The following is a 26,450-nucleotide window of genomic DNA, read 5'->3' as shown; positions in this document are numbered from 1 at the left end:
TCGTTTACGCTGAATACCCCCAGCGCAAACTTTGGGTGGGCAGCAGCCTCAGAATTTGGCACGAATGCCATCCAGGACCGTGAAGATCCCTCGCCCTTCGGCCAAGTCTATTTCAAGCCCATGGAAGACCGCCTCCCACCCCGCCAGCGTCTCAAGCGTCTGATCAATGTAATCATCAACCTTGAGATAGCGGTATTCTTTGCATAGCTCCCTTAACAGGGCGCGCGTCGGCTTGCCTTTACCAGCAAACGAAGTGGAGTGCTCACCCATCCCTTCGGAAAACGTTACGTCATAGGCCGGCGCCATGACCCAACCATCGCCGCTGCGAAGGAAAGCAAAGTTCTTGCTGTGATCGTCGTAGTTATGGGCAAGCGCGTTGAAAACCATCAAGCGTGCCATTTTCTCAACTTCCCCCGCCCTGCCTGTCAGCATCTGGGTGAGCTTGAGCATGTCGCTGTAATCAATCGATGGCATCCGAAAATCGGCATACGTCAAGGCAGCCACCGTCATCATGTGGACTTTGGCGTCCCCTTCCCTGTCGAACCTGCGGGTGGCAAATACACGCTCCATCCCCCCCTTGGCCAATGGAACATCGATCAAACGAGATACCGCCATATTCACACCGGCATCACGCGCCATCTGTGCGTAGGCATGCTCTATCGCTCCAGTTTCAGGTGATTCGTCCAATGCCCTGAACTTGATTATCCAATGTTCAAAGCCAGGGGCCAGTGGCTCGAACGCGGAGGTCCCATGGGCGCAGTCGGCGGACAGTGCAACGATTGCCTTCGGCCTGGCTCCCCCTGGAGAACCGCCAGCCAGGCGTAAATCCTGAAGCACCTGCTCGGTCTGCCCGGTCTGAACCTGCACACTGGCTTCATACAACTGAGCCAGGCTGATCTCGCCACTTAAATCTACTGTCTCGGATTGTGGCTGGTACTCCAATGCCCCCATTCCTCGGTCACCCAGATACGCGAGCCGGTCCAGCGGTGTGAGCGTCAGAGAAGTCCCAACCCCGAAAGTGCTGTTGAAAAACTTGTCCATCAACAACAACCCCCATCCATCGGGGAGCGAATCGGCAAATGGCCCATGCAAGCCGCGAAATACGTTGTCCGACGCCAACTGCGGCGCGTCGTCAAATTTCATGGTGAGCGGTGATAAATTGAAACCGTGGGCTAACCAGTCACGCGCATAGGTAAAATAGAGGCCCGCACCCTCTTGCCAGCGAAGTTCGCCGACGTTGTGCCCCCCCTTTACAACCCGAAGCGCTGTAGTAGGGGTAAACACCTTCCGAGCATTGACCGAACTCATCGAGTACCCCGCTGGCGCCCAGCGCTTTTCAACTCCGCCAATGAGCGTGGCGGCACGGCCTTGAACAACCCTGCGACCTGCCCTACTTCATCCAACGCCAACGCAACAAGAATCAGTGCTTCAAGCGAAATGGACCCATTGACCTCCAACCGCTTAATCGAGCTTTCGGAGACCCCTGCCCGCTCCGCCAACGACTTGCGGGACAAGTTCTTCGCCAAACGTAGCTGTTTGACGTTAGCGCCCACGTTGCGAGCAATCTCTGCGGGTGTGGCGAGCAAGTGCAAAAGCGCCATAAAAAAACCTCAAAAACAAAAGGTCATATATGACCAATTATAGCAAATATCCAACCATAACAGCTCATTTATGACCCATTATAGGTGGTACATCATCCTGCCAATGATGCTAAAAACAAGATAAGCGTATTCAAAATCGTGAAGCATTCGGAGAATAGATTCTTCGAAACGCTCAAACCAGCCATCCGGACAAAACCGGAAGCCTCCTACAAACCGTAGGGAAACCTTCCCACTGGATATCCCATCACCCAGCCCACCCGGCAGGAAGCCCCATGAGCAACAGCCCCCTCAACGACCTCAGCAAATTCCTCAGCTACGTCCTGCGCCACGAGCCCCAAGCCATCGGCCTCACCCTGGACAGCGAAGGTTGGGCCGACCTCGACCAACTCATCCGCGGCGCAGCCACGCAGGGCCGCACCCTGAGCCGAGACCAGATCCACGCCGTAGTCGACACCAGCGACAAGAAACGCTTCGCCCTGTCCAGCGACGGCCAGCGCATACGCGCCGTGCAAGGCCACTCCACCACCAGCGTCAACCTGCAGCTAGAAGCACAAGAGCCACCAACCGTTCTCTACCACGGCACCGCCACCCGCTTTCTGGATTCCATCCGCGAACAAGGCCTGATCGCCGGCGCGCGCCACCACGTGCACCTGGCTGAAGACACCACTACGGCAACGGCCGTGGGGCAGCGCTATGGCAAGCCTGTGCTGCTGCGCATCGAGACACAGGCGATGCGGCAGCAGGGCTTCACGTTCTTTCGGGCGGAGAATGGGGTGTGGTTGGTGGAACGCGTGCCTGCGCAATTTCTCGGGCTGGACACGGAAAAGGCGGAACCAAGCCAAGGCTGACGGGTTATGGAAATGCACCGCCAGTTTCTCCGCGCATCCCCCACCCCAAGCAAGTTCTGTAGCCGCTGCCGCCAGGCTGCGCTGGCCAGCAGTCCCGCAGCCCATACTAAGCGAGCACCTGCGTCCGGAACAATGAACGCGCTCCCCCATCTTTGCGGCAGGTCTACCTCCCCCCTCTCACCTTTTGTTTCTAAACGTTTTAGCCCCTTGCGCCCAAACCTCGCGACCACGATCATCGCTTGCCGGAATAATTATCGTGGGTACATTAACTGTGCGATTTCCGTACGATCCAGGAAAGAGCGCACCTAACCTGGCAGAGCGTGGAATATCGTTTGAGAGCGCCCAGGAATTCGATTGGTCAACTGCCCAGGTGCTGCAGGATCTCAGGTTCGACTACGGCGAACCGCGTTACCAGGCAATTGGGTTTATCCACACACGTTTGCACGTGCTGATCTTCACACCGCGCGATAACACGGTGCACGTCATCAGCCTCCGCAAGGCAAACAAACGAGAGGTTCGAGGCTATGCACAAGCCCAGCAAATCTGACCACCCAGATGCAGTCAGCCCTGAATGGTCCGACGCCGACTTCGCGCAGTCCAGGCCCGCTAGTGAAGTGCTTCCTGAGCTGTTTGGGGCGCTGCAAGCACGCGAGATGCTGAAACCCAAGCGCGGCCAGCCGAAAGCCGAGGTGTGCAAGGAGCACGTGAACCTTCGGCTGGATGCGGCTGTGCTGGAGGCATTTCGGGCGTCAGGGCCGGGGTGGCAGACCCGGGTCAATGCCGCGTTGGCAGACTGGCTTAAGGATCACTCTCCAGTGGATCTGGTGCGCTGACGCTTTCATCCAATGCAAGAGCGGCCAGAATCAGTGCTTCGAGCAGAATGGACCGAGAAGCCCTGAAACTTTGATTTGGCTAGCTGTAACTGCAGAGAGGGCGCTTGTTTTGCGTAAGGGCCCACTCATGAACCGAGAAGGGCGACGCTGCCGCGCCCCTCTCTGCTACGGCCCAAGAGTGATCTAGGCACCGCTTCAGCTCAGTGGGCAGGTCAGGCTTGAAGTATCCAAGCCAATACCTCGCCCGGGGTATGCCGGTCGCCCTGTTCACCACAGAAAGACCGACATGCGCATGAGCATCAGCGGCCTTGAGCTTCAATGCCCTCCGCCACAGCGTCCACCAAGGCACGCGCACTCGACATCAGCTCAAGCGTCGCCCACACCAGGCCTGTATCGCCATCACCGTTGTCAGTCAGCTCATAAGCGGTCGCATAGGCACACTTGAGGAGATGGGAGGCATGAACCAACGCATCCCCGACTTGTACGCCAGCGCAGACATTAAACATTGGTCGCTCGAAACCATCGCTCTGCCCAAAGGGTTTCGGGAGCGTGACCGAACCAGCACCGCCGCAGCGTGGCAATGAAGAGAACAGGGTTGTATCGATATCCATCAGTAAAGCTCCATGAGAAAGAGAGCCTTGATCTGGGCGGCCTGTCAAAACCGGCTACTCCATGGGGAGCGGCGGTGGATAGCGTAGGGATCACCGTCCTCAATCGCAAGCGAATAGGGGCGGGCCTAAGGAAATCGGAAACGTCCTACATCGCCTGCATCAACCTCGAGAGGTCTGCTGGCAAGCCGACCTTCTGCAGATACTCAAGAAAATAGACTTCTGCGCCAAGGGCCGCCTTCATTGCTCGATAGCACGGGGGCGCACCTGGCGTACATCAAGTGAACCACTTACGCGGAAGGCTCAAATTTAACACGCCCTGCGACGCTCGGAAAATCAGCAGGCAATAAATGGGTAATTATTTTTCTGGAAAGCAACATAACGAGAAACTCAACACAACCCACTGGATAAATCTCCTCCGTACCCTGATCAACGCTATGCACACCTACCCTCCAACTGTCGGGGTCACCGCAGACTATCCACACCAGCGTTTCGCCATTGTCCGTAACCGCCCAGGGTAGAAAACTTTTCTCCTCAGGAAAACGGGATCTAAAGTACTCCCCTCCAAACTCAGACTTCATCGACTCATAAGCGTTAACGAAGTAGAGAGCCTGATCAAAATTTAGATTATCATTCTTACTCAGTGGGTCAAGCACCCATAAAAAACCATCGATACACCCACCACAAATTGCATCTATCATCATTTTATAATCAGACGGCAGTTTGCGGGTTATACGGCACTCCACAGCGTTCCAGTCAACCGGCACTCGCAATGGCGGGTTTACGAGTATTAGAAGATCTTTTAGCTGTTCAAGCATCATTCATTGCCGCCTTGACAGTTGAAATCACCCCAACTCTACCTAAACTTCCGGCACAGCCCTCTGGTAGTTAGCGGCGCCAAACAGATTAATCCAAAAAACATACCTACTCACCCTTTCCCTCAAAATACTCTAGAACTGTTACAACCAGCTGCAACTATTTCGAACCAAATATCAATGATTGAAACTTGTCTTAACCTCACCACCTCGCACATATGTCATAGTAAAAGATCTCCAGCCTTCTCCTCGCGCCACAAAATTTCTATGCAGGGTACGTACCAAACGATATAGAATAGCCCCATTAAAATCAGTTTCGGCATCATAAAAACTGCCACCATTTATTTCAACACGCAAAGTCTCCTCGGTATACCCCTCAGCCACTTCTACTTCGTAACGAAAACTATCATATCCATTAACGATCCCGGCCTCAATCAAGGAGAATATCTCATGCGCTATTTTTAGGTCTTCAGAGACTGCCATACACTTCACCTTTATAAACTCAACTATTCCAACATTAAATTTTAGCGACCAAAACAACTCAAATATGCCAACCCATTAATTATCTAACAACAGACACAGCCAAGCAAACCACCCTAAGTTACAGACATGACCACCCACCAACTGCTCGATAACCTGTAATACAATTTCATTACCGCGATTATTCCCAGACTCCAACGTAATCATGACAGGGAAGTCGTCATACACCAGCCTCATATTTTCCCCGGACACGCAGACCTCCCAAATCCTGAAATCAACGGCATCAACTTTACCACCGATACTCCAGATAGAAATCCGATGATTTTATTTGCATAATCAGGAAACCCATCCCAACCTACGGACGAGGTCAATTCAACGCGCAGCCAACCGAGCTTATTCATCTCAGCGACCAAATCCAAATGGTCAATAAACTTAACCATCCTCACCTCAAAATGTGATGTAGATCTAGCGACTTTCCAAGCGCCTCCTGAAGCAGTTCATTATAAACTTCCAAAACACTGTCATCCTTGTCGACACTTTACCATGACCATCGCTGAGTAAGCCCAAGCTTATGAAAACGTCGCTTGGAGTTTGAAAATAAGAGCCCATCTTTCCAGAATCAAACGCTTCAGCTGAAGCCCCTTAGGACACGACTCAAAAACGGGAGTCCTTCAGCATAGCCATCATAGTCACGAAAATATTCAGCCCATACTTCTCCAGCCCCGCGCCTCACCAATTGCACCATTGAACTCAGAATATGGTGCGTGTCCGTAGTTTACTTTCGCAACAATCTCTGGCTCGGCTTGATTAATCGCTCCTGCACCGAAGCTCTCGTCGTAAGCGGCAGCTTTTCCGGTACCTACAACACTTTTTTCTCCAGAAACCAAACCGGATGCAGTGTCTTTTGCACCATCAGATATCCTGCGTCAATATATTTACAAACATTTCAAATGCCTGAGAAATATATTCTTCCTCTTCTGGAGAAAGCAACACATTCATAACCTGATCATCAAGAGCACAGTCATATATATCAATACCTACCCAACCTTCAGACCAAAACTCGACAGCCCCCAACTTGTTAAAACCTTCCAGCTCTATCCTTTCAAGGTCTCCAAAATCCCCATCAGCAAATGATGAGCACTCTAGAGAGAACCCCTTCAAATGTGGTTTTACGCATTCATGAAACCAAGAGCAATCCATAAGACCTCTTACTTCTTATCTAGAATTTCAACCACCTCGAGATCAGAGAGACTTCCACATTCATTAAACATAGTCAGAAAGTGTGACTTATCAAAATCCTTCCTTCCTTCACAGGAATCCGTCCAGTCTCTGACAATCTCAATCATTGCTTCAACCTCGCACCTAGAAGCTCAGCAATTGCTCCCGAGAAGCTCACCAGGGGTCGCGGACGCCCCCCTAGCTTTGAACTGATCCCAGTGACTTCAACCGTTCAACTTTTTTAATTCGTCAAGCACAGCCCCGTCAAAAAACCCAACCCAGTTCAAATAATCACGATAAATGTGCCAAAATTCTTCTGTATAAAAAACCGTAAAAATCAGCCGCATAATGAATTAACTCCCCAGATGGCAGCCGTTGCAGTATTGGGTATTCCCCTTCAAAAACCGAAGAACAATCAAACATAAACAACTCACCAAAATCCGTTTCACTTATGAGCAGTTTAGACTTGTCCCACCCGGCCTTCCGCCCTACGATATGGTGATACACAATGTCCCCGCCACAGACAACGTTAAAATCCATGCCATATATACTGTAAATCTCCTCGGAGCCTATTTCCCCGCCACCATAATTTTTCAAAAACCAAAGATAGGACGGAGGCAGCGACCATCCTAATATGCTCTCCGCTTTCGCGACCCAATTGTCACCCACATAATCATTCGTGCACCCGAACTTTACGACCTCTGGATGCCCGGCTATCAGATGCCCTATCCTCTCGCTCCGAATTTCCATCAAATCAACCCCTCAAAGCACCGGGTTCTTCTACTAATTTCCAACACAGCAACTCTAGCTCCCCCATCACGCCTGCTCTCTGCCTGTAACCGATCAGCCCCCCTTTCTAGACTCTGTACGAAATGCATCCCAGCTCACCCATGCTGCGTTGAAAACAGGCTCGGAATGCTCATTTACAATACGTAAGCTCCGCTTCCTCGCCTGTTTTCGCCTTGCCTGGCCTTCGCTGGAATACATTTCATACAGACCCTAGGACACGACCTATACAAAAACAACACCTTCACTTTCGGCAACCTGAGGGGCAACTTCCCCAGAGACGAAAATATCGTCGCCCAAGTTCATAATCACCAACCGCCCGCCTGATTCAAAGCCCATTAATATACCTATAAACTCACCCTGGACTTCCGAATATACCTGACTTATTTCGACGACCTTTTCCCCTACCACGGCAGAAACAACAGTATTATCTTCGAGCACGTAGCGTTTAAATTTTCCGTAAACGCCCAGATCGCACTCTGAAGCGTCCCCCAATTCGAAACTCAAGGAGGCACCGTCTTTCGCGCACTTAACACTAACCACACCAATCGAGTCAAACACCAGTTCCAATACTTGTGGCTGGCCATCACACTTTCCGCCAACCATGTGATATATCGCAAGAATCGATTGGAGAGTTTTTCCATAAAAACGAAAAAACTCAAACTTAAGTATTTCACCAGATATCATCTCAACTTACCTTCCAGCCCACTTTTAACGGCGCAGGGCCGCTGTCGACAGTGCCAGATCAAATTGCAGCATTTCTACAGATCAAAGCAACCAGCTCATTTTTCAACCATTGCTCATGCACATGGGCAACGTGATCATAGTTCGAGGCAGAGTGGTATTGATTCTGCGGCAAAGTCATCGCACCAAGAATCATCAACAGTGGAGCATCAGCAGGCCATTCCCAGCCCGACCAAAACTCAGATAATTTTATCAACCCATAGAGCGGGTCCGAGCTTAGGTTTGCTAGCAGTTCCTCCAATGCGGCCGCTCGCCATATTCTCTTGGCTCGTTGCATTATCGGAAATATCGGAAAAACAATGCCCAACCGGAGTCCATGGGAATTCTTGGGTGGCATAAGGACCATTGAGCCTCTCTGACTCTGAATACACAGGTATTGTTTCTCCATCAGCCCCAACAACTTGTTTATTCGGAAGTTGGCATACTTTATTTCCGCTACCTTGACCCTTCGTACTATTCCCAATACGCGCTTCAATAGAACATAGCTCGGATCGGTATGATTGTGGTTAATCTAGACCAGGCAGTTTCTTTGCTCACTCTAGTTGAACAAGAACAGTCCCAACTCGCAAAGCTTAATCTGTAACTACTTTATAAAATCGATCACGGAGATAACCTCCGTAAAATCAATGCCCCCGACTCCGTCACTGCAGCGAAGCTCCAGACCTCCACTCTCAACGGGGTGAACAACAATCCCGGAGTTCCCGACCCAAGCTTGGACCAACCCATCAACCTCCCATACATTCCAAATTTTCAATATACATCCACGATTTGCAACAACCTTGAAATTGCATATATCGGGACTTGTATTTGACCACAGCACGACATCAGAGTGAGCCTCGCCTTCGATCTCGACTTTACCTTTCGCCACCTTCAACTTCAACCCCGAAAGCGGCATGGCTTTTGCCCGAATGCGCCTAAGGCTAAACTCGTGAACACCTTTGTCCAACGGGAACAGGACAATAGGCACGACAACTTCACCCTGATAATAAATTGGCGCCCCCATGTTTTTTTGAAATACAGCAGACAGTGTCTCATTCATTTTTCATATAGGTATGCGTATGGGTATCGGAAAGATATTCCGCAGGCTTTTCTTGGTTTCCATATCCTTGATTAGTGTAGTCCTTTCTTTTAACCTGCCGACCATACTGGTCGTACTAGATCACAGATTCCTCCAGTTTACCAGTCGCGGCGTTGTACCTCACCCGTGTCACACTCCCTATTCCAAGGATCGTCTTATGCGGTTTCTTCCGGTAAGCACCTCGTCTGGAAACGCCCCTTCCGTTGCAGAAACTTTCGTCCCGCCCGTCGCAGCTGTACCTGCTACTTCTTTTGAACCAAATAGCCTTCCAGCCATCTAAAATCTTCTGCATAAGCTCAACACGATTTCTGCAGTAACATTAGTTGCACCCCAGCTATTCCCCTTCGACAATAACTCGAACAGCAAAAAGCGGCGTTTGAATGCTGGACACAACCCCACCACTGCTTTAGAAGCACTTACTCGCATACAAACATCAAATGAAAAGGTCTATTTTCTTCCAGCCAAAACTCATTGACCTCCAACCATGAGGTCACGAGACGACCGAGTGCAAGTGGATTCCTTCCCCACGCTAAATTTGCGTCTCGAAGAATTAACAACACTCCACTTGGAGCTAACCACCCTAAATCGCCGAGACAGTCATTCAAAGCATCCCAATTACTTCCAAAACATTCAGGAAAGCTCAGCGCCTTAGATACCACGCCAAACAGGTCCTGTTCACTCAACACTCCAGCCAATGTTGCCTCATTACGCTGGACCCTGCTTGAAATCAAAGAATCTAGCTCTTGGAGGCAACCAAAATGCACTGATACTGCCGAAGGCTTTTCAAATGCATCAACCAACATAACATTACCTCTTTACAGGATCGATCTGAATAAAACTCTTGTAGTGATCATCAGTATAGTACACTTTCCCCGTTCCTTGATCGGTGATTACCCTACGTGCCGCCCGATAGTTGACACCAGGAGTATCTACCGTGTATTCCAAATATCTCCCACTCGGCAAAATACCTTCTTTGTTCTTGAAGACTGTTCCATCCTGCCTATAAGGGAACGGACCACCTGCCTGTATACGATTAAGTGTTTTATTGACTTCTACAAGACGATCGGGATCACGAAAAGGTAACGCCCTGCTAGGTGGCGCTGCGCTTTCTCCACTAGCCTTCCCTGCCGTACCGAGGGAAATTGCAAGCTGAGCAGTTAGTTTTATTAGTGTACCTATAGCTCCAGCGCTGGTGCTGCCTAGCTCCGAAGCAATCGTCTGCCCTGCTTCTAAGTTGCTGTTGACAATTTGCCCGACGGCCGCTGCTGCACCTACTGAGCCATTGGCGCGAAGTTGGCTTGTAAGTACCAATAGTCTCTCATCGTCGCCAACCAAACGCTTTGATATTTCTGCGCACTCTCCTGGCGAACTCTGACAAAGAGATGAAAGCTCTTCATTCCTTCTCACGTCTAGTTCAGCGTACCGCGCCCTAACGGCTCTCTTACCCTCCTCAGTCGGCTGCTTATCAATCTCAGCCAACATCTGTTCCACTTCCTCGTGATACAGATAATTGAACGTTGTCGCCTTCTGCGCGACTTGAGCCCCAGTGTTCAGATCCCCATCCACCGCCGCCGCCGCAACCAACCCAGTCAACTGCGAAAGCATCAACTGAAGATCCCGGTTATCCCCAGCGACCTCAGCCATCTGATTGATCAGCGCTTCATTCAATCCAGCAGCAACTGCTCCCGTTTTGAAATCACTCCCCGTCGCTTCCGCCAGCAGGCCACCCATGATCGCGTGCGCCGCAATCTTCTCGATGCTGCCATTAGGGAACTTGACGTAGTCGCCAACGAAGTTGAAGCCCGTGGCCATAGCCACGTTGCCGGCCTCACCCGCTAGCGCGGATCCGAAATTCTTGCCGAAGCTTCCACCATCGATCGCCGTCGAGATCCCGCTACTGATGGCTGCTCGCCCAACAGCACGCGTAGCGGTATCAACAGCTGAGCTCCACCGCAGGATATCCTTGGATGAGTTAGTAACTGCCAAGGTAGAACTGGTGGTAGGCGCGACGCCTTGGACGCCGCTAGCGCCCGCTGCTGCGGTACCGCCTTGGGCCGAGCCACGCTAATTAACGTACTAAACTATCCACCTCACCTCAAAATCAACTAGCTGAGCCTGAACCCCTGCCTCATGCTCGAACCAGTAGTCAAACCCTTCAACATCGCTTTTCTTCAAGTAAAGATAATACCCGCCAGTTTCGCCATCACGGTCGTCCGCAACAACAATTTCCCAGCCAGAATATTCGCCAGTGACAACAACACCCTTCCGAACGATAGACATATGCATATCCTAGTCCGCATAGGGAACATGGTTGTTAGAAATATATTTTCCAGTCACAGGATCTTTAACTCCGAAATGTACATGTGGAACCCCCGGAGCGTGTGCTCCTGATATAGATCCTGAATCGATACGGAACTCCTTGGTGCCATCAGCGCTGTGAAACACCCCTGAGCCGGGCTTACCGATTTCCCTGTACCCGGAACCGAGATATTTTTGCCCTGCTGATAGAGCCTCATCGGTTGTGAGCGTCATAGAGCTCGTGAAATTTTTCTTACCAGATAGAGTTTCATTGATAACTTGATCTACACGCTGCCCAGCACCTGCTTCCAGTTGAATCTGCTTTTCAGCATTAACAAAGGTTTTCCAGTTCTTAGTAGGACCAGCTAGTGCAGTCCGTGAAATATCAGTAGCTTTTGCACCATAGCCAATACGCGGTTCGGCGTTAACATCATTTGATAACGCTGTCTCTCTTTTGGCATCAGCAATCCTTTTTTCCGCCGCCACCAATTCGGCAAGGTTACCCCCTGCCTTTGGCTTCAGTCCATTGCTGGTCTCAAAATAGAAGCTACCATTAGGTGCCAGAACCTCTACGTTACCAGTCCGGGTATTGATGACCCGACGATAACCTACCGGTAACCCACCGGTCTCATTGAAAGCTGCCCCTACTGTTCCGCCATCACGGTAGCCTACAGGCAGAATAGAGCTCTCAACAGACAACGCCCCCCTCTTGACAATGTCGCCTTCAATCTTGGCGGCAATCTGTGCCGCCTTCCCAATCCGATTCGCCGGAATCATGTCCAGGATCAGACCAGCCTCATCCTTCGCCCTGACCGCTGCACTGGCCGCCGCATCCCCCTGAAGCGAGTACAGCGCCTCCAACACTTTCGTGTTGTTATGTTCCTCCCAATAACTGTTCCAGGCCTGATCAGTCGAAACCGCAGCCACCAGCCCATTTGCAATGCCGGAAGACGTGCCAACGAAATTATTGGTCAGGCCTTTCGCAAGCGACCAGTAATTGCCAGCTGCCTCCGTGACCGCATCCTTGTAGCCCTGGGCCGTGCCTGAGAGCGAGCCGGACACGCCTTGATAGGCGTTACCGGAATAGTTGAGATTTTTCTCGTAGAACCGGTAATCGTCCTGGCTGCCGAGACCAAACCCCGGGTTGAGGTACTCCGAGTTGATCAGCTTGTCTTGATACTGGTCACCATGCAGAAACTGGTAACGCTGTACCAGGAAGAGCACTTCGTCTGGTGTGTACTGCTGCTCGGCTTGTCCTACAGATGGGAACCCGTTGATGAGCAGTGGCGTGTCGTATTCACTGCCTAGCGGCGCCAACGCGATGCCAAGGTATTTCAGCGTGGTGTCATCCGGCGCAGCATCTTTACCGCCGATAACTTCGTGCCAGCCTGCGTCAAGGTAATATGCCAACGCTCTGGCAAGGCGTTTCTCTGCCTCCGCGTCACTGATACCAGCCTCTTTGGCCAGCTCAGACGCCTGCGTTTTAAGCAGCGCGATTTCCTTGGGGTGCAACTGCCGGTTGTATTGATCTACCGCCGAGCCGGCCTGGGCACCTGCGATCTGGCCGGCCGTGGATTGCCCTGTGGCCCCAGTGGCACCAGCCCCCACGCCAGCAGCAATGATGGAGGCCAGGGCGTTCCTTTGAGTCTCATCGGTGACCCCGCTTGCTTTAAGCGCGTCGTCGACCAGCGGCATGATGCTGGCCGATGCAGCGGCGCCAACTGCGCCGGCCAGGGGGTTGCCGCCAGATAATCCCTGCAACGCGCCGGCCAAGGTGTGCATTAACGTGCGTGCAGAACCACCTTCGGCCCAAGCCGCACGGCTGGCGTCGTCCGTAGCGGAGAGCTCCTGCCGATTGGCAAAGTCGCCAATGGCCTTGTACGTATCCGCTGCCGTGGTGTTGGCCAGTATCCCGACATTCGTCGTGGTGCCAGCCCCGCCCAGTGCTGCGGCGATGACACCGGTGGCGACATCCGCCAGCAAGCGTTTATCGCCACCCAACGCCCAGTCGTTGGCCTCTTTGATTGCGGCATTGGCAGCAGCCACTTCTTCCGGTGTGGAAGCTTTACGGGCTTGTTCTTGCGCATCCTTACGCTTGGCGGCTGCGACGGTTTCAACCGCGCTCTGTCCCAGTTGTACCGTGCTCTGGATCAGGTCGATACGCTCTTGCATCGCCTTCAGGTCGGGTCGATCCAGCTGTTCGTTGGCGTGAGCAGTGTCGCGATTGAGGCCGACAAGATCGTTGGCCCCTTCTGGATTACGAACGGTGATGGAACCTTCGCTGATTGCGCTGCGGGTATCACTGGTACCGTTGTCGGTCAGCATGAGCGGCACACTGCCGCCCACCCCGCTTTCATTGCCGTTGTAGGAAAGGCTAATCCCAGCCGCAGAGCTTTTGACTTCGCTCTTGTTCTTGATATCGCTGACAACCAACCGATCAGTATCAAGGCGGTTTTTGTCCGGCGTAGCCTCGCTGGCGATGACAGCACCATCCAGGCGGGTAGTCCCGCCTACATGAATGTCGTAGCCACCCGTGCCAGCGAACAGCCCCGTCTGCTCCGTGACCGCAGCGTAATCAGACTTGGTGTTGCTTGCTGCCAGGTTGCCGCTGGCGGTAACCGTGGCCCCATAGCAGAACGGCGGTACACAGATGCTGCCGCCAAAGCCACCGCTGGTTTGTTTGTTCTTGCTGTCTGACTCGTCCTGGCGAGACGCGATATTGAGGTTGCCGCCAATGTCAGCATTGATGCTGTCTGCACGTACCTGCGCACCCGCCAGCGTAGTGTCCCGGCCGCTGCGCACTGTCAACTGAGAGGTGTCGACGGTCGTGTTGACCTGGGTTACTTCACTGCCAGTCCCCAAGCCTTTCGCCGCCTGAGCGCCCAGGTCGAGGGTAAAGCCATTCTGCGAGCCGATGTTGAAACTGGCGCCAATGGCCAGCTTGCTGTGGGTGTCGTGATTGCTCCATTCCTGGGTGTTCTGCTGGCTTTCCAGGTTGATGTTGTTCTTGGCCAGCAGCAGCGTCTGCTCAGCCTTGAGCTGACTGCCGAGGATGTCGATGTCACCCTTCGCGTCCGCCTGGTCGCCGGTTGCGATGACGGACAGATTGCCGCCACTGGTCACCGTCGACGATTTGGCCGTCTGGCTTTCGTAATCGCTGGTGCTTTTGCTATGGGTGGACGCCAGTTCAGTGCCGATCTTGATCAGCGAACCGCCACTGTTGGCTGGCCGACCGTCGGACTCGTTGGCCGCGCCGGCGCTGGAGTTGCCCACGGCGTTATAGAGCGACAGTGCCGCCTGCGCGCCCTTTACTGCGGCCAGTCGCTTGTCGTCAGCCTGGCGGGCAGCCTGGACGTCGTTGCGGATACTCTTGACGGTATCGATGACCGTACCGCCAATTACCCTGCCCACGGCAAGGCTGCTGGAGGTATCGACGCTGCTTTGCTTGCCGGTCTCCATACCTGCCGCGATGCGCACATCGGCACCGGTCAGGGTCATGTCCTTGGTGCTGACAAGATCGCTGCCAACCACGCTCAGCGTTCGCCCCGCACTGAGGTTGAGGTCGCCTGCGCTTGAGCCAATAGTGCTACCGGTCAAGGTGGTTTCGCTGGCGTTGCCGGTATGTTTCTGACTGCCGATGGACAGGTGAAGGTTGCCGGTGATGTCATCGAGCCCGCCCATGTTGGCGGTGGCGATGCCCGTCAGGTCACGGCTTTTTTCCTTGTGATACTCCGTGCGCTGGAAGGTATTTTCGGCGGCGTCCACGGTCAGGTCACGCCCGGCCAGCACGTTGATATCGTCGGTGCTAACCAGCGAGGAACCAGTGATAGCCGCATCCCGTCCGGCCGTCACATTCACCGTGTCGCCAGAGACCAGGCTGCCTGCGGCACTGGTCTGGTTTTCGTTGACCTTGTCCTTGACCTTGCTGGCCTTGAGGCCGCCCCAGCTGCTTTTGCTGCTGCTCTTCTCGTGGCGGGCAGTGGTGGTGTCTTCACCGGCAACGATCGCCACGTCGTTGACCGCTTGCAGGCGTACATCGCCTTTGTCGGCCGACACTTCACTGCCTCTGATCAGCAAGTCTTGCCCGGAAACGACCGTAGTGCCCTGCCCGCTGGTGACGGCGCTGCCAGCGTTGGTGGTGTTGGTGACCAGGTCCAGCTGGCTTTTCTTGCTGGTACGGCTCTTCTTGGTCATGTCGTAAAGGGTGGAAGTGCTGTTCTCCCCCGCCAGTACGCTTACTTGTTTGCCGGCATACAGGTACGCCTCGTCGCCAGCGGTAATCTTGCTGGCAACCAGAGTCATGGTATTGGTGGCTACGGCGACAACGTTACCGCCCGCGCTCAACTCACCCGCTTGCTGCTGGGTCTGGTTGTTTTCCCGGGTGACGCGTTTGTGCCCGCTTTTGCTGAACGAGTGCACGTCCTGTACATCGCCCGCCGACAGCAGATTGATGTCGCGGCTGGCGGTGGCCTGCAGGTCTTTCTCGGCGTTGGCTTTACTGGCGACGACATTCAGGTCTCGGCCTGCATCCAGGGCCAGGTTGCCTTTGGCGGTCACCGTGGAAGCGAGGTTATCCACAACGTGGGTGATACTGGAGTTGTGGCCGCCGTTGTGGGATTCGTGCTTCTCGCTGACGTCCTGTACCGCGCGCAAGTTGATATCGTGCCCGGCTTGCAGGTTGGCATTACCCTCGGAACTGATCGCCCCAAGGTTGGTGAGATCCTGGCCAGCGGTAGCATTCAGGGCATTGCCCGCCGTTATCCGCCCCCCCTCATCCGTAACAGTGCGCATCCCCGCCCCATCACGCACCGCAATCGCCGTACGGTCATTGACGATGTCGCCCTTGAGCGTAACCAGATCAACCTGCCCAGCACGAATATCCCCCGCCAGCGCATTGCGGATACTGTCCTGCGCCAACAGGCTCAAGCGCTGATTGGCCTCCGCGACCCCGCCGTTGTAGACGCTCCCGCCTACGCTCGCACTCAGGTCATTGCTGGCACTCAGGGTGCCCACGTTGATCAGGTCATTGCCCGCCATCAGTTTCAGGTCGCGGCCCTGAATCAGCGCGCCGCCATTGACGTTGCGGCTGTCGGCCTGGGCCAGGTACAGCACTGGCACCAGTACGCTCTGGCCGTCGATGACGCGGTTTTCCATCCACACGATGTCGTGGGTCAGGGCGGCGACCTGCTGGGCGCTCAGGCCCACGCCCACGCTGAGGTTGAGCGCGCTCTTGCTGGCCAGGGCGTTGTCCATCAGATAGCGGTACTGGTCGTAGTCGCTGGTCAGGCTGGCGGCCAGGAAGCGCTGGCCGGTGCGCGCGACCACGGCGTCGCTGATCAGGCGGGTTTCGTAGCGGCCGTCGCCCAGGCGGCGGGCGGACTCGTCGCTGCTGTAGCCCAGCTGGCCCAGCAGGTAGTCCGAGCTCATGAATTTGCTCGGGTCGGTGAGGTTGGGGTTGGTCTCGATCAGGTAGTGGCTTTGCGGGTTCTGGCTGGGTACGAACAGGCCGTACTCGCCCTGGGGCAGGCGGAAGCTGCTGGAGGCGGTGGGGTCTACGGCGGCGAAGGGCACGCCGCTGAAGTCCACGGGGGTGAAGCTGACGCGCACCGTGCCGTCGGGGTCGATGTGTTCGACGCGCTCCACGTCCTTGGCATCTGCCAGGGTGCCCTCTGTGTGCTCGGGGCTGAGCTGGATTTCGACGGCGCTTACTTTCAGCGTGTCTTCGGTTTGCAGCTGGCCGGTGAGTTGTGCCTGGGTCTGTTCCAGCAACTCGCCGTTCTGCACGCTGTGGGTGACGTTGAGCGCCACGGTGCCGCCCGATTGAATCGTGCTGCTGTAGTTGTGGGTGGCGTCGGGGGTCCAGGTGGTGACGTCGCTTTGCTGCTGGAAGCGGCTGTCGCTGGAACGGGCGATCAGTTCGTTGAAGCGTGCTTCGTCGAAGTTGCCGGCGGCGACGGCGGCGTTGAACGCCGGGACGTCGATGTATTGCATCTGGTCCCAGTAGCCGGTGCCGATGCGCTCGGGCGTGCCGATGACGATGACCTGGCTGCCGCTGCGCGCCGAGGATGCCTGGTTGAGCAAGGTGTCGGCGTTGATGGTCAGGTCGCCGTTGGCGGCCATCAGGCTGTAGCGGTTCTGTACGTCGCTGGCGTTGAGCACCATGCCCTGGCCGGCGATCAGGCGGGCCATGGGCGAGTCCGCCAGTACGGTTTCGTCCAGAGTCTTGGTGATGGTGATGGTGCCGCGCTTGAACGAGTCGTGGCCGCCGCAGTGCTGGCCGCAACGCCATTCAAGGGTGCCGCTGGTCACGGCCTTGGCCAGTTCGAACTGGGCCTTGGCGTTTTCGATGCTGACGGCATTGAGGTCGATGGCGCCGTGGGCCTGGATGCTGCCGGAGAGGTTGCTGAAGGCGCTGGCGCGGCCACCGTCATAGCCGGCGAAGCTGAAGCCGCCCTGGCTGTACAGCTCGCCGTAGGTGTTGCTGAAGCGGTCGGCGCGCAGGGTCATGTCGCCGGGGCTGAACATCAGGGTGTCGGGACTGTTGATGATGGCGCCCAGGGCCTTGAGGCTGAGGGTGCCGGTGCTGCTGCCCAGGGTGCCGTTGTTGGTGATGCTGTTGGCACTGATGCTGAGGTTTTGGCCGGCGATCAGGCGCCCGCCGTTGGTGAAGTCACCGGGCAGGACCAGGGTGGTGTCGCCCACGCTGGCCAAGGTGCCGCCCAGCTGGCTGAAGGTGGTGGCCTGTACGCTGAGGTCGCGTTGGCTGGACAGCCGGCCGCGGTTGACCAGGCTGCCGGACAACCCCATGGCCAGGCTGTGACCGCTGGCCAGGTCGCCGGCGTTGTCCAGGCTGGCGACGTTCAGGGTCAGTGCGCCGGCGCTGGCCAGACGGTCGCCCGCCAGCAGAGTCAGGTTGCCAGCGCTGGTCAGGCTGAAGGCACCGTCGAACTGGGCGCGGCCCACGCTGTGTACATTGCCCAGGCGCCAATCGGCGCTACCGGTACCGGTGATGGTGCCCTGGCTGCCGTCCAGGGTGGCGGCTTGCAGGTAAAAGGCCTGGCTGTAGAGCTGCAGGGTGCCGCTGTTGGTCAGCGTGCCGCCCAAGGTGAACTGGCTGAGGTCGCCGCCCAGGGCGCGCAGGCGGCCGCTGTTGCTGACGTTGCCACCGCTGAGGGTCAGGCTGCCGGCGGACTCGATCAGGCCCTGGTTGTCGAGGGTATCGGCCAGGTTGAGGGTGAGGTTGGCGCCGCTGATTTCGCCGCCCGCGCCGTTGTCCAGGCGCTGGCCATCGAGGGTCAGCTCGCCGTTGGCGAAGAGTTTACCGGCGCGGTTGCTGAGGTGTGCCACAGTCAGTTTGAGCTTGCCCACCAGACTGGACAGCATCCCGGCGCGGGTGTCGTCGGCGCTGTTGTCGAGGGTGCCGGCGGTGATGTCCAGGCTGTCGGCCACGGCCGTACCGCCCTGGTTCTGCAGGGTGCCGTCGCCCAGCGCCAGGATGAGGTCGCCGCCATTGGCGCGCAGCAGGCCCTGCTGGTTGAGCACGGTGCTGGCGGTGATCAGCAAACCGTCGGCGCCAGCAATGATCTGGCCGCCCTGGCGGTTGTCGATCTGGGCGCCATTGATGTCGATGCGCTTGCCGCCCAGGCTGCCGTTGCGGTTGTCCAGCTGGGTGAAGCCTTGCAGCCACAGGGCCTGGTCGTCGGCATCGATGACGCCGGTGGTGTTGTCGAGCACGCCGCTGATGGCCAGGCGCACAGTGCCGCCGTTGCCCAGTACGGCGCCCTTGGCGCTGTTGTTCAGGGTGGTGGCGGTGAGGGTGACGGCCTTGCCGCTGATGACACCGCCCTGGTTGTCGAGGGTGGGCGCGGTGATGCGCAGGTCGGCGTCGCTCTGGATGCGCCCGCCGCTGTTGGCCAGGCTGTCGAGGATCAGGCGCACGCCGCCAATGCCGCCGACGATCAGGCCGGCGTCACGGTTGTCGAGCTGGCCGGCGGTGAGGTCGAGGGTGTCGAACAGCAGGCTGCCGGCGCGGTTGTCGAACGCCACGCCGGGGTTGTTGAACACCAGCGCCTGGCCTTGCAGCTTGCCGCCGCGGTTGTCCACGCTGGCGGCTTGCAGGCTGAACAGGGTCTTGGCCAGGGCGCGACCGGCCTGGTTGTTGAAGCGCTGGGCCAGGCGCAGGTCGAGGCTGCCTGCCGTGGCGATGATCTGCCCACCGGCGCTGTTGTCCAGGCTGTCGGCGGTCACGCTGACGCTGGCAGCGCTGAGGGTACCGGCGCTGTTATTCACCGTGCCGGCGTTGACGTCCAGCGCTGTGCCAGCCTCGATACGGCCGCCCTGGTTGTCCAGCAGCGCGCTGGCTTTCACCGTGGCGTCGCCGGTGCTGGCGGAGAGGATGCCGCTGCGGTTGTCCAGTTGCCCGACATCGAGGTCGAGGCGGTCGGCCAGCAGGGTGCCGGCGCGGTTGTCGAAGGTGCTGGCGGCTACCTTGAACTGGCCACCCACCACTTCCAGGCGGCCGGCGCGGTTGTCCAGGCTGGTCAGGCTGAGGTCGACGTTCTGCCCGGCGCCGAAGCGGATCAGGCCGCCCAGGTTGGCGAGTGCCGGGGTGTTGAGGTTGAGGCTGGTTTCCCCGCGCAGGCGCGCCGTGCTGCCGTTGTTGGTGAGCTGGGCGCTGTGCAGGGTGACGTCGCGGCCCTGGATGACGCCGCCGTCGTTGCGCAGGCTTTGGGTGCCGCGCGCGTCGAGCGTGCGGCTGGCGATCACGCTGCCAGTGTTGACGATGTCGGCGGCGCGCAGGGTGACGTCGCCCTGGCTATTGCGGGTGTTGTCGGCATTGACGCCGGCTTCGATCACACCGGGGTTGTTCAGGCGGCCATCGGCGCTGAGGGTGATGCTGTCGCGGGCGGTCAGGCTTTGGCGGTTGTCGAGGTTGCCCGCACTGTGCAGCTCAATGCGCGTGCCACCGTATACCGGGCCCTGCGCGTCGATCTGGGCAGCGTTGGCCACCACCGCGCCGTTGGCGCTGACATTGGCCATGGTCAACTTGCCGTTGGCGTCGATCTGCACGTCGCCGGCGCTGGCGGCCAGGTCGCCGGCCAGGCGCACGCCCACGCCTTTCTCGGTGCCCACCAGTTTTACCGCGCCCACGTACATGCCGCCCAGGGCGGCGCTGTCGATGGCCAGTTGCGGTTTGTCCGAGCCGTCATCGGCGCGTGGCGTGGCCTGCAGGGTGTCGGCGTTGACGTCGTTGCGGCCGGTGACCACGGTGAGGTTCTTGGCGTACAGCTTGGCGTTGAGCTTGGTGGAGCGAGTGATCAGCTCGAACTGGTCGACATTGGCGGCGTTGAGGTCGGCGCCTTCGATGGCGATGTCGCCGCCGTCCACTTGCAGACGGTCCAGCCGGCCACTGCCGTCCAGCACCGGCTTGCCGGTGGTCAGCGTGGCGCGCGGGGTGTTGATGAAGCCGCAGCCGTTGCAGGTGATGCCGTAGGGGTTGGCGACGATCACCCGCGCGGCCTGGCCGGCCACTTCGGTGTAGCCCTGCAACTGGCTGCGGTTGTTGCCGGTCACCTCGTTGAGGATGGTGGTGGCGGCCTTGCCGTTGAGGTTGGCGTTGCCCAGGATGATGCCGCCCAGTTGCGTGGCCTGGGTGCGGCCGGTGGCGTTGTTGAGGATCACGCCCTGGCTGCCGACGTTGTAGTCCTGGAACTGGTTGTGCGACAGGCCGCTGGCGTTGGGCGCAGCAATGTTGACCACCGGCACGCCGTTGCCCGCCGCCCCCAGGGTGGTGCCCGGGCCGCTGACCACGATGCCCTCGGCCTGGGCCCACAGCGGTTGCCAGAACATGACGTTGGCCAGCAGGAAGGCCAGCGCACGTTTGGGCATGCCCCAGAAACGTTCACGGGGCTGAAGGGTGGCCGAAGGCTGGCGGGCCAGGAAGGCAAGGTGACGGGCGTCCATGTCGTGTACTCGTGCAGCGAAATTCAGAGGAAGAGGTTGAGGCTGAAATAGATCGGCGTTTCGCGGTCGGCGATGGCGCCGGGGCGTTCCAGCGAGTGGGCGACGGTGACGCTGGCGCCCAGGTAGCGGCCGCGGGCGAACAGCTCCACGGCGTTGCCGCTGAGGCGGCCGTGCTGGTCGCCACTGCCCCGGCCATGGCTGAGCACGCCTTGGTCGTAGGCCAGGGCCATGCCGTATTCGGTCAGGGCCGGGCGCAGCAGGTCCCAGTCCAGCGGGCGGGTCCAGCGCACTTCGTTGCGCCAGTAGCCGCCGCTGTCGCCAGCCAGGTACTGGTCTTTGAAGCCGCGCACCGATGACAGGCCGCCGACGCTCATGCGTTGGGAACTGAACAACTGGTCCTTGCTGTGCTGCCCGGTGGCCAGGCTGCTGAAGGTGAAGCGCTCGCCCCACAGCTGGAAGGGGTGCAGGTAGCTGGCGGTCGCGGTGTATTTGCGGTAGCGCGGGGATGGGCCTGTGCTTCCCAGGTCGCCCTGGGCACCGAAGGCGCCGATGCCTTTCTGGGTGCCGAGGTCGATGTTGAGGAGGGCGTTGCCCACGCGGCGGCCGTGGTTGATGCCGTAACTGGCTTCGGTGAGGGTGTTGCTGCTGCCGATGATCCGCGCCTGGTCGTTGTAGTTGTTGGTGGCCAGGCGCGTGAGGCCGACGTTGACCGAGGTCTTGCTCAGGGCATCGCGGTACACCACGCGCTCGGCGCGCAGTTGGTGGGTTTGGCTGTCGCCTTTTTGCTTGAAGATTTTCTGGTTCGGGGGCACGACCTGTGAGCGATAGGCGCTCTGGCTGTAGCTGTAATTGAAAGTCCACCACCCCCACGGCAGGTTGTAGTTGAGCATCTCGTTGTGCGAGCCGTGGGCCGAGTCGCTGACCGCATCGTGCCCGGCGCGCAGCATCAACTCGTCGGCCAGGCCCAACGGGCTGTCCCACTCAAGCCCGGTGTTCCACTGCTGCTCACCGGTGCTGCGCTGGCCGTCGTTAGTGCGGCCCAGGGAGGCGCGCCAGGGCTTTTGCGGGCTGTTGGTGACCAGCACGTCGCTGCCGCCCACGGCCTGGCCGGGGCTGAGTTCCATGCGGGCCTGGTGGGAGGGCAGGCGGTTGAGCTGGTCGACCATCTGCTCGATCTGGCGCAGGTCCAGCACCTCGCCGGCGCGCCCCGGGAAGGTCATGGCCAGCTCACGTTGGCTGATGCCGCTGTCGGGCGCACCCTTGAGGCTTTCCAGACGCCCTTCCACCACTTGCACCACCAGCGTACCGCTGCTCAGATCCTGGGGCGGCAGGTAGGCGCGGCTGGTCACCAGGCCGCGCTCCAGATAATGGTTGGTGATGGCCTTGAGCACATCGTTTAGCTGCGCCACGGCCAGGCATTGGCCGAGGAAGGGCTGCACCAGCTTTTCCCGCTCGGTGGCGGACAGGTGATCGGCGCCCTTGAGCTCGATGCGGGTGATGGGGAAACAGCGGTTGTCCGAAGGCGCCGAGAGGCTGTCCTGGGGGGCGACCTTGCCGGGCAGGTTCTTGAGGTCTTCGAGACGCCGCTGCTGATCTTCCAGCAGGCGATTCTGGCGCTCGCGGATCAGGTCCTGATCGCCTTGGGCAGGCATCGATACAGGTGCGGCGTGGGCGGTAATGGGCAGGTAGCAGATGCTGAGAAACAGACAGAACCAGGCCGGGATCCGTGGTCTGGGAATGGACATTGAATCGATCCTTGAAGCGTCGGGGTGCAAAAAGAGCGGCGATACTAGGCGCCTGCTGCCCGAACGTCAATTTCTGGATACAATTTCGTATAATCCAAGATATTAACGTTAGAAGGCGCCTAAAATCGGCGATAATCAAGAAGATACAGATTAAATAGAAAAAACCAGTACAGATTAAAAAGGGATCTATTCCGCTTTCTCGGCATATTAAAACCGACGAACGGCACACGCTCCCTTTTTGTTTGTGGGACCGGGCGAAGCTCGGGAAGCGGCCACCCTGGATTACCGAGTCGTTCGCTTCCCGAGCTTCGCCCGGTCCCACATGAGCAGGGCAGAAGGCGTTTTATTCGAACAACGCATCCAACGCCTGTTCCAGCCGCGTCACCCCAATCACCTGCAACCCGGCTGGCGACTCCTTCGGCGCATTGCCCTTGGGCACGATGGCGCGCTTGAAGCCGTGCTTGGCGGCTTCCTTCAGGCGCTCCTGGCCACTGGGCACCGGGCGCACTTCACCCGACAGCCCTACTTCGCCAAACACCAGCAAGTCATGGGGCAACGGCCGGTTGCGCAGGCTGGACATGATGGCTGCCAGCAGCGCCAGGTCGGAGGCGGTTTCCAGCACCTTCACGCCACCCACCACGTTGAGGAACACGTCCTGGTCGTGGGTGGGAATGCCGCCGTGGCGGTGCAGTACCGCCAGCAGCATGGACAGGCGGTTCTGGTCCAGGCCCAGGGTGACGCGGCGCGGGTTGGCCATGTGGCTGTCGTCGACCAGGGCCTGTACTTCCACCAGCATCGGCCGCGTGCCTTCCCAGGTGGCCATGACCACGCTGCCGGGCACTTCTTCCTGGGCGCGGGTGAGGAAGATGGCCGAGGGGTTGGAGACTTCCTTCAGGCCCTTGTCGGTCATGCCAAACACGCCCAGTTCGTTGACGGCGCCGAAGCGGTTTTTCACGGCACGCAGCAGGCGCAGGCGGCCGTCGGATTCGCCTTCGAAATACAGCACGGTGTCCACCATGTGTTCCAGCACGCGCGGGCCGGCCAGGGCGCCTTCCTTGGTCACGTGGCCCACCAGGAAGATCGCCGTGCCGCTCTGCTTGGCGTAGCGCACCAGCAGGGCGGCGCTTTCGCGTACCTGGGAGACGCCGCCGGGGGCGGACTGCAGGGCCTCGGTGAAGATGGTCTGGATGGAGTCGATGACCATCACCTTGGGCTGTTCGACGCGGGCGGTGGCGATGATGGTTTCGATGCAGGTTTCGGTCATCACCCGCAGTTTGTCCTGGGGCAGGCCCAGGCGGCGGGCGCGCATGGCCACCTGCTGTTGCGATTCCTCGCCGGTGACGTACAGCGCCGGCATGCGCGCGGCGATGTTGCACAGGGTCTGCAGCAGGATGGTGGATTTGCCGATGCCGGGGTCGCCGCCGATCAGCACCACCGAGCCGTCCACCAGGCCGCCGCCCAGCACGCGGTCAAGTTCGGTGGAGGCGGTGGTGAAGCGCGGGATTTCCTCGACGCTGACTTCGGCCAGGGTCTTGATCTGCGCCTGCTGGCCGGCCCAGCCGGTGCGGCCGCTGGGGGGCGCGGCGGCGCCGGCTTCGATCATGGTTTCGGTCAGGGTGTTCCAGGCGCCGCACTCGCCGCACTGGCCTGCCCATTTGGGGAAGGTGGCGCCGCATTCGGTGCAGCCGTACAAGCGCTTGGCCTTGGCCATGGTGGAACCCCCTGTATATAAAAACAGTCATCATACCGGAACATTCTTGTAGCCGCTGCCGCCAGGCTGCGCTGGCCCCTGAGTGCACTGCAGATTTCGAGCGTGAACAAGGGCCAGCGCAGCCTGGCGGCAGCGGCTACAGGATTGGATCAAACTTCTGACGCGATGGCCGGTCATTGTTACCAGGTGTTGGGCATGACGCGAATTGGTGTCTTACACTGCCTGCAACCATTCATTTGTCACGAGGGATATCGAAACATGGGCGTACTAACTGAGTTCAAGGCCTTCGCGGTCAAAGGCAACGTGGTCGACATGGCCGTGGGTATCATCATCGGCGCCGCCTTCGGCAAGATTGTGTCGTCGTTCGTGGGTGATGTGGTGATGCCGCCGCTGGGGCTGTTGATTGGCGGGGTGGACTTCAGTGACCTGGCGGTGGTGCTGCGTGAAGCGCAGGGGACCGCGCCGGCGGTGGTGCTGGCGTATGGCAAGTTCATTCAGACGGTGATCGACTTCCTGATTGTGGCCTTTGCCATCTTCATGGGCGTAAAGGCTATCAACCGCCTCAAGCGCGAAGAAGCCAAGGCCCCTACCCTGCCGCCTACGCCGACCAAGGAAGAGCTGCTGCTGGGTGAGATTCGCGATTTGTTGAAAGAGCAGAATGCTCGTCCGTAGACCGCAGTGTCCGTGACGCCGCCTTCGGCAGCTGCTACAAAATACCGTGTAGCAGCGGCCGCCAGGCCGCGTCAGCGGCAACGCGGTTACCAGTAATTCTCTACCGCAATCTGCCCCGGCTTGCGGGTCAGTGCCAGGCGCATGTCTCGGCCCTTTAGCACCTGCCGGGTGTCGTCGATCATCTGCGGGTTGCCGCAGATCATCACCCGCGAATCAGCCGGCGTCAGCGCACAACCCGCCGCCCGTTCCAACTCGCCGTTGTCGATCAGCGTGGTGATGCGCCCACCCAGCGCCCCCGGGTATGGCTCGCGGGTAACCGTGGGGATGTACTGGAATTTGTGCGCGTACTCGGCCAGGTATTCACGCCCGGTCAGTTCGGCAATCAAAGGCTGGTACGCCAGTTCACGACCTTCGCGGGCGCTGTACACCAGGATGATGCGCTCGAATTTCTCCCACACCTCGAAGTCCTGCAGTATCGACAGGAACGGCGCCACGCCCGTGCCCGTAGCCAACAGCCACAGGTCACGGCCATCGGTGAAACGGTCAGGGGTGAGGTAACCGAATGCCTGGCGGTCGACCAGCAAGGTATCGCCTTCGCGCAGCCGGCTCAGTTCGCTGGTGAACTCGCCGCCCGGTACCACGATGGAGAAGAACTCCAGAAACTCGTCGTGGGGCGACGACACCATCGAATAAGCCCGCCATGCCACCGAGCCATCGGCCTTGGTCACGCCCAGGCGGGCGAACTGCCCGGCGCGAAACCGAAACCCGGGATCGCGGGTGGTGCGCAGGGTAAACAGGCTTGGGGTCAGTGGCTGCACCTCCAGCAGGGTCTGGCGGGTGAAATTCTCGGCACTGGCGGTCATGGTGGTCTCCACGAAAACAATGCCTAAGTGTCCTGCAATCGGCCGCGTAATAACACCTGCGAGATGTAATGGCATTTACAAGCTGAGCCTGCAAAATCAATTCGTTTTACCGACGACTTACAGCTTTTTTTCCGCCATCTGCGCCTAGAATCAAACCAGCATCTGTTTTGGATCCTGGATCTCATCT

The 26,450-nt window shown here is 58.0% G+C and carries 21 protein-coding genes and 1 pseudogene; 4 read left to right on the top strand and 18 right to left on the bottom strand.

Annotation, left to right across the window (positions count from 1 at the left end; all coding sequences use genetic code 11):
- Positions 1-48: 48 nt before the first annotated feature.
- Positions 49-1,308 (bottom strand): type II toxin-antitoxin system HipA family toxin, encoded by a 1,260-nt coding sequence (locus ACZ9GA_RS00645; RefSeq protein WP_457357889.1) that lies wholly within the window; start codon positions 1,306-1,308, stop codon positions 49-51.
- Positions 1,305-1,601 carry a helix-turn-helix domain-containing protein gene (locus ACZ9GA_RS00640; protein ID WP_457357891.1) on the bottom strand — a complete coding sequence of 99 codons (297 nt, stop codon included), beginning with the start codon at positions 1,599-1,601 and terminating at the stop codon, positions 1,305-1,307. The genes ACZ9GA_RS00645 and ACZ9GA_RS00640 overlap by 4 nt, the downstream gene beginning before the upstream one ends.
- A gap of 272 nt (positions 1,602-1,873) precedes the next feature.
- Between ACZ9GA_RS00640 and ACZ9GA_RS00635 the strand changes: the two genes are divergently transcribed.
- From ACZ9GA_RS00635 to ACZ9GA_RS00625, 3 genes are all read left to right on the top strand, one after another.
- On the top strand, positions 1,874-2,449 hold the full coding sequence (locus ACZ9GA_RS00635; RefSeq protein WP_457357893.1) for an RNA 2'-phosphotransferase: 576 nt from the start codon (positions 1,874-1,876) through the stop codon (positions 2,447-2,449).
- Positions 2,450-2,705: 256 nt separating this feature from the next.
- Positions 2,706-2,996, top strand: a complete 291-nt coding sequence (locus tag ACZ9GA_RS00630; protein WP_457357895.1) for a BrnT family toxin — start codon at positions 2,706-2,708, stop codon at positions 2,994-2,996.
- Positions 2,974-3,282, top strand: a complete 309-nt coding sequence (locus ACZ9GA_RS00625) for a BrnA antitoxin family protein (RefSeq protein WP_457357897.1) — start codon at positions 2,974-2,976, stop codon at positions 3,280-3,282. Before ACZ9GA_RS00630 ends, ACZ9GA_RS00625 begins: the two co-directional genes overlap by 23 nt.
- Before the next feature lie 299 nt (positions 3,283-3,581).
- Here the strand turns inward: ACZ9GA_RS00625 and ACZ9GA_RS00620 are convergent, their stop codons facing one another.
- The 15 genes and pseudogenes from ACZ9GA_RS00620 to radA all read right to left on the bottom strand — a co-directional run bounded on the left by ACZ9GA_RS00620 (position 3,582) and on the right by radA (position 24,728).
- On the bottom strand, positions 3,582-3,893 hold the full coding sequence (locus ACZ9GA_RS00620) for a DUF3077 domain-containing protein (protein WP_457357899.1): 312 nt from the start codon (positions 3,891-3,893) through the stop codon (positions 3,582-3,584).
- 287 nt (positions 3,894-4,180) lie between these two features.
- Positions 4,181-4,711, bottom strand: a complete 531-nt coding sequence (locus ACZ9GA_RS00615; protein WP_457357901.1) for a hypothetical protein — start codon at positions 4,709-4,711, stop codon at positions 4,181-4,183.
- 171 nt (positions 4,712-4,882) lie between these two features.
- Positions 4,883-5,188, bottom strand: coding sequence for a hypothetical protein (locus ACZ9GA_RS00610; protein ID WP_457357903.1), 306 nt, complete (start codon positions 5,186-5,188; stop codon positions 4,883-4,885).
- Between the two features lie 909 nt (positions 5,189-6,097).
- On the bottom strand, positions 6,098-6,385 hold the full coding sequence (locus ACZ9GA_RS00605) for a hypothetical protein (protein ID WP_457357905.1): 288 nt from the start codon (positions 6,383-6,385) through the stop codon (positions 6,098-6,100).
- Between the two features lie 309 nt (positions 6,386-6,694).
- Positions 6,695-7,072 (bottom strand): SMI1/KNR4 family protein, encoded by a 378-nt coding sequence (locus ACZ9GA_RS00600; RefSeq protein ID WP_457357907.1) that lies wholly within the window; start codon positions 7,070-7,072, stop codon positions 6,695-6,697.
- A 342-nt stretch (positions 7,073-7,414) separates the two neighbouring features.
- Positions 7,415-7,876 carry a hypothetical protein gene (locus ACZ9GA_RS00595; protein ID WP_457357909.1) on the bottom strand — a complete coding sequence of 154 codons (462 nt, stop codon included), beginning with the start codon at positions 7,874-7,876 and terminating at the stop codon, positions 7,415-7,417.
- A gap of 58 nt (positions 7,877-7,934) precedes the next feature.
- Positions 7,935-8,210, bottom strand: coding sequence for a DUF2247 family protein (locus ACZ9GA_RS00590; protein ID WP_476226072.1), 276 nt, complete (start codon positions 8,208-8,210; stop codon positions 7,935-7,937).
- Between the two features lie 306 nt (positions 8,211-8,516).
- Positions 8,517-8,972 carry a hypothetical protein gene (locus tag ACZ9GA_RS00585; RefSeq protein ID WP_457357912.1) on the bottom strand — a complete coding sequence of 152 codons (456 nt, stop codon included), beginning with the start codon at positions 8,970-8,972 and terminating at the stop codon, positions 8,517-8,519.
- Between the two features lie 455 nt (positions 8,973-9,427).
- Complete coding sequence (locus tag ACZ9GA_RS00580; protein WP_457357914.1) at positions 9,428-9,814, bottom strand: barstar family protein; 387 nt, start codon at positions 9,812-9,814, stop codon at positions 9,428-9,430.
- A gap of 4 nt (positions 9,815-9,818) precedes the next feature.
- Positions 9,819-10,493, bottom strand: a complete 675-nt coding sequence (locus ACZ9GA_RS00575) for a guanyl-specific ribonuclease (protein ID WP_476227572.1) — start codon at positions 10,491-10,493, stop codon at positions 9,819-9,821.
- 201 nt (positions 10,494-10,694) lie between these two features.
- A pseudogene (locus ACZ9GA_RS00570) lies at positions 10,695-11,000 on the bottom strand (DUF637 domain-containing protein); the annotation flags it as partial.
- An 87-nt stretch (positions 11,001-11,087) separates the two neighbouring features.
- Complete coding sequence (locus ACZ9GA_RS00565) at positions 11,088-11,291, bottom strand: hypothetical protein (RefSeq protein ID WP_457357918.1); 204 nt, start codon at positions 11,289-11,291, stop codon at positions 11,088-11,090.
- 9 nt (positions 11,292-11,300) lie between these two features.
- Entirely contained in the window at positions 11,301-21,272 is a 9,972-nt protein-coding gene (locus ACZ9GA_RS00560; RefSeq protein WP_457357920.1) for a hemagglutinin repeat-containing protein, read from the bottom strand.
- A gap of 23 nt (positions 21,273-21,295) precedes the next feature.
- Positions 21,296-23,017, bottom strand: a complete 1,722-nt coding sequence (locus ACZ9GA_RS00555; protein WP_457357922.1) for a ShlB/FhaC/HecB family hemolysin secretion/activation protein — start codon at positions 23,015-23,017, stop codon at positions 21,296-21,298.
- A gap of 343 nt (positions 23,018-23,360) precedes the next feature.
- Complete coding sequence (gene radA, locus ACZ9GA_RS00550) at positions 23,361-24,728, bottom strand: DNA repair protein RadA (RefSeq protein ID WP_455922162.1); 1,368 nt, start codon at positions 24,726-24,728, stop codon at positions 23,361-23,363.
- 258 nt (positions 24,729-24,986) lie between these two features.
- Here radA and mscL point away from each other — a divergent pair, with 258 nt between their 5' ends.
- Positions 24,987-25,400 carry a large-conductance mechanosensitive channel protein MscL gene (gene mscL, locus ACZ9GA_RS00545; RefSeq protein WP_457357923.1) on the top strand — a complete coding sequence of 138 codons (414 nt, stop codon included), beginning with the start codon at positions 24,987-24,989 and terminating at the stop codon, positions 25,398-25,400.
- 86 nt (positions 25,401-25,486) lie between these two features.
- On the opposite strand, the gene ACZ9GA_RS00540 is transcribed toward mscL, so the two are convergent.
- Positions 25,487-26,263: a ferredoxin--NADP reductase gene (locus ACZ9GA_RS00540; RefSeq protein WP_457357924.1), complete on the bottom strand. Its 777-nt coding sequence runs from the start codon at positions 26,261-26,263 to the stop codon at positions 25,487-25,489.
- Between the last annotated feature and the right edge of the window lie 187 nt (positions 26,264-26,450).

The sequence above is a fragment of the Pseudomonas sp. TE3644 genome (assembly GCF_056278815.1).
This window is presented reverse-complemented; position numbering and strand designations above follow the sequence as displayed.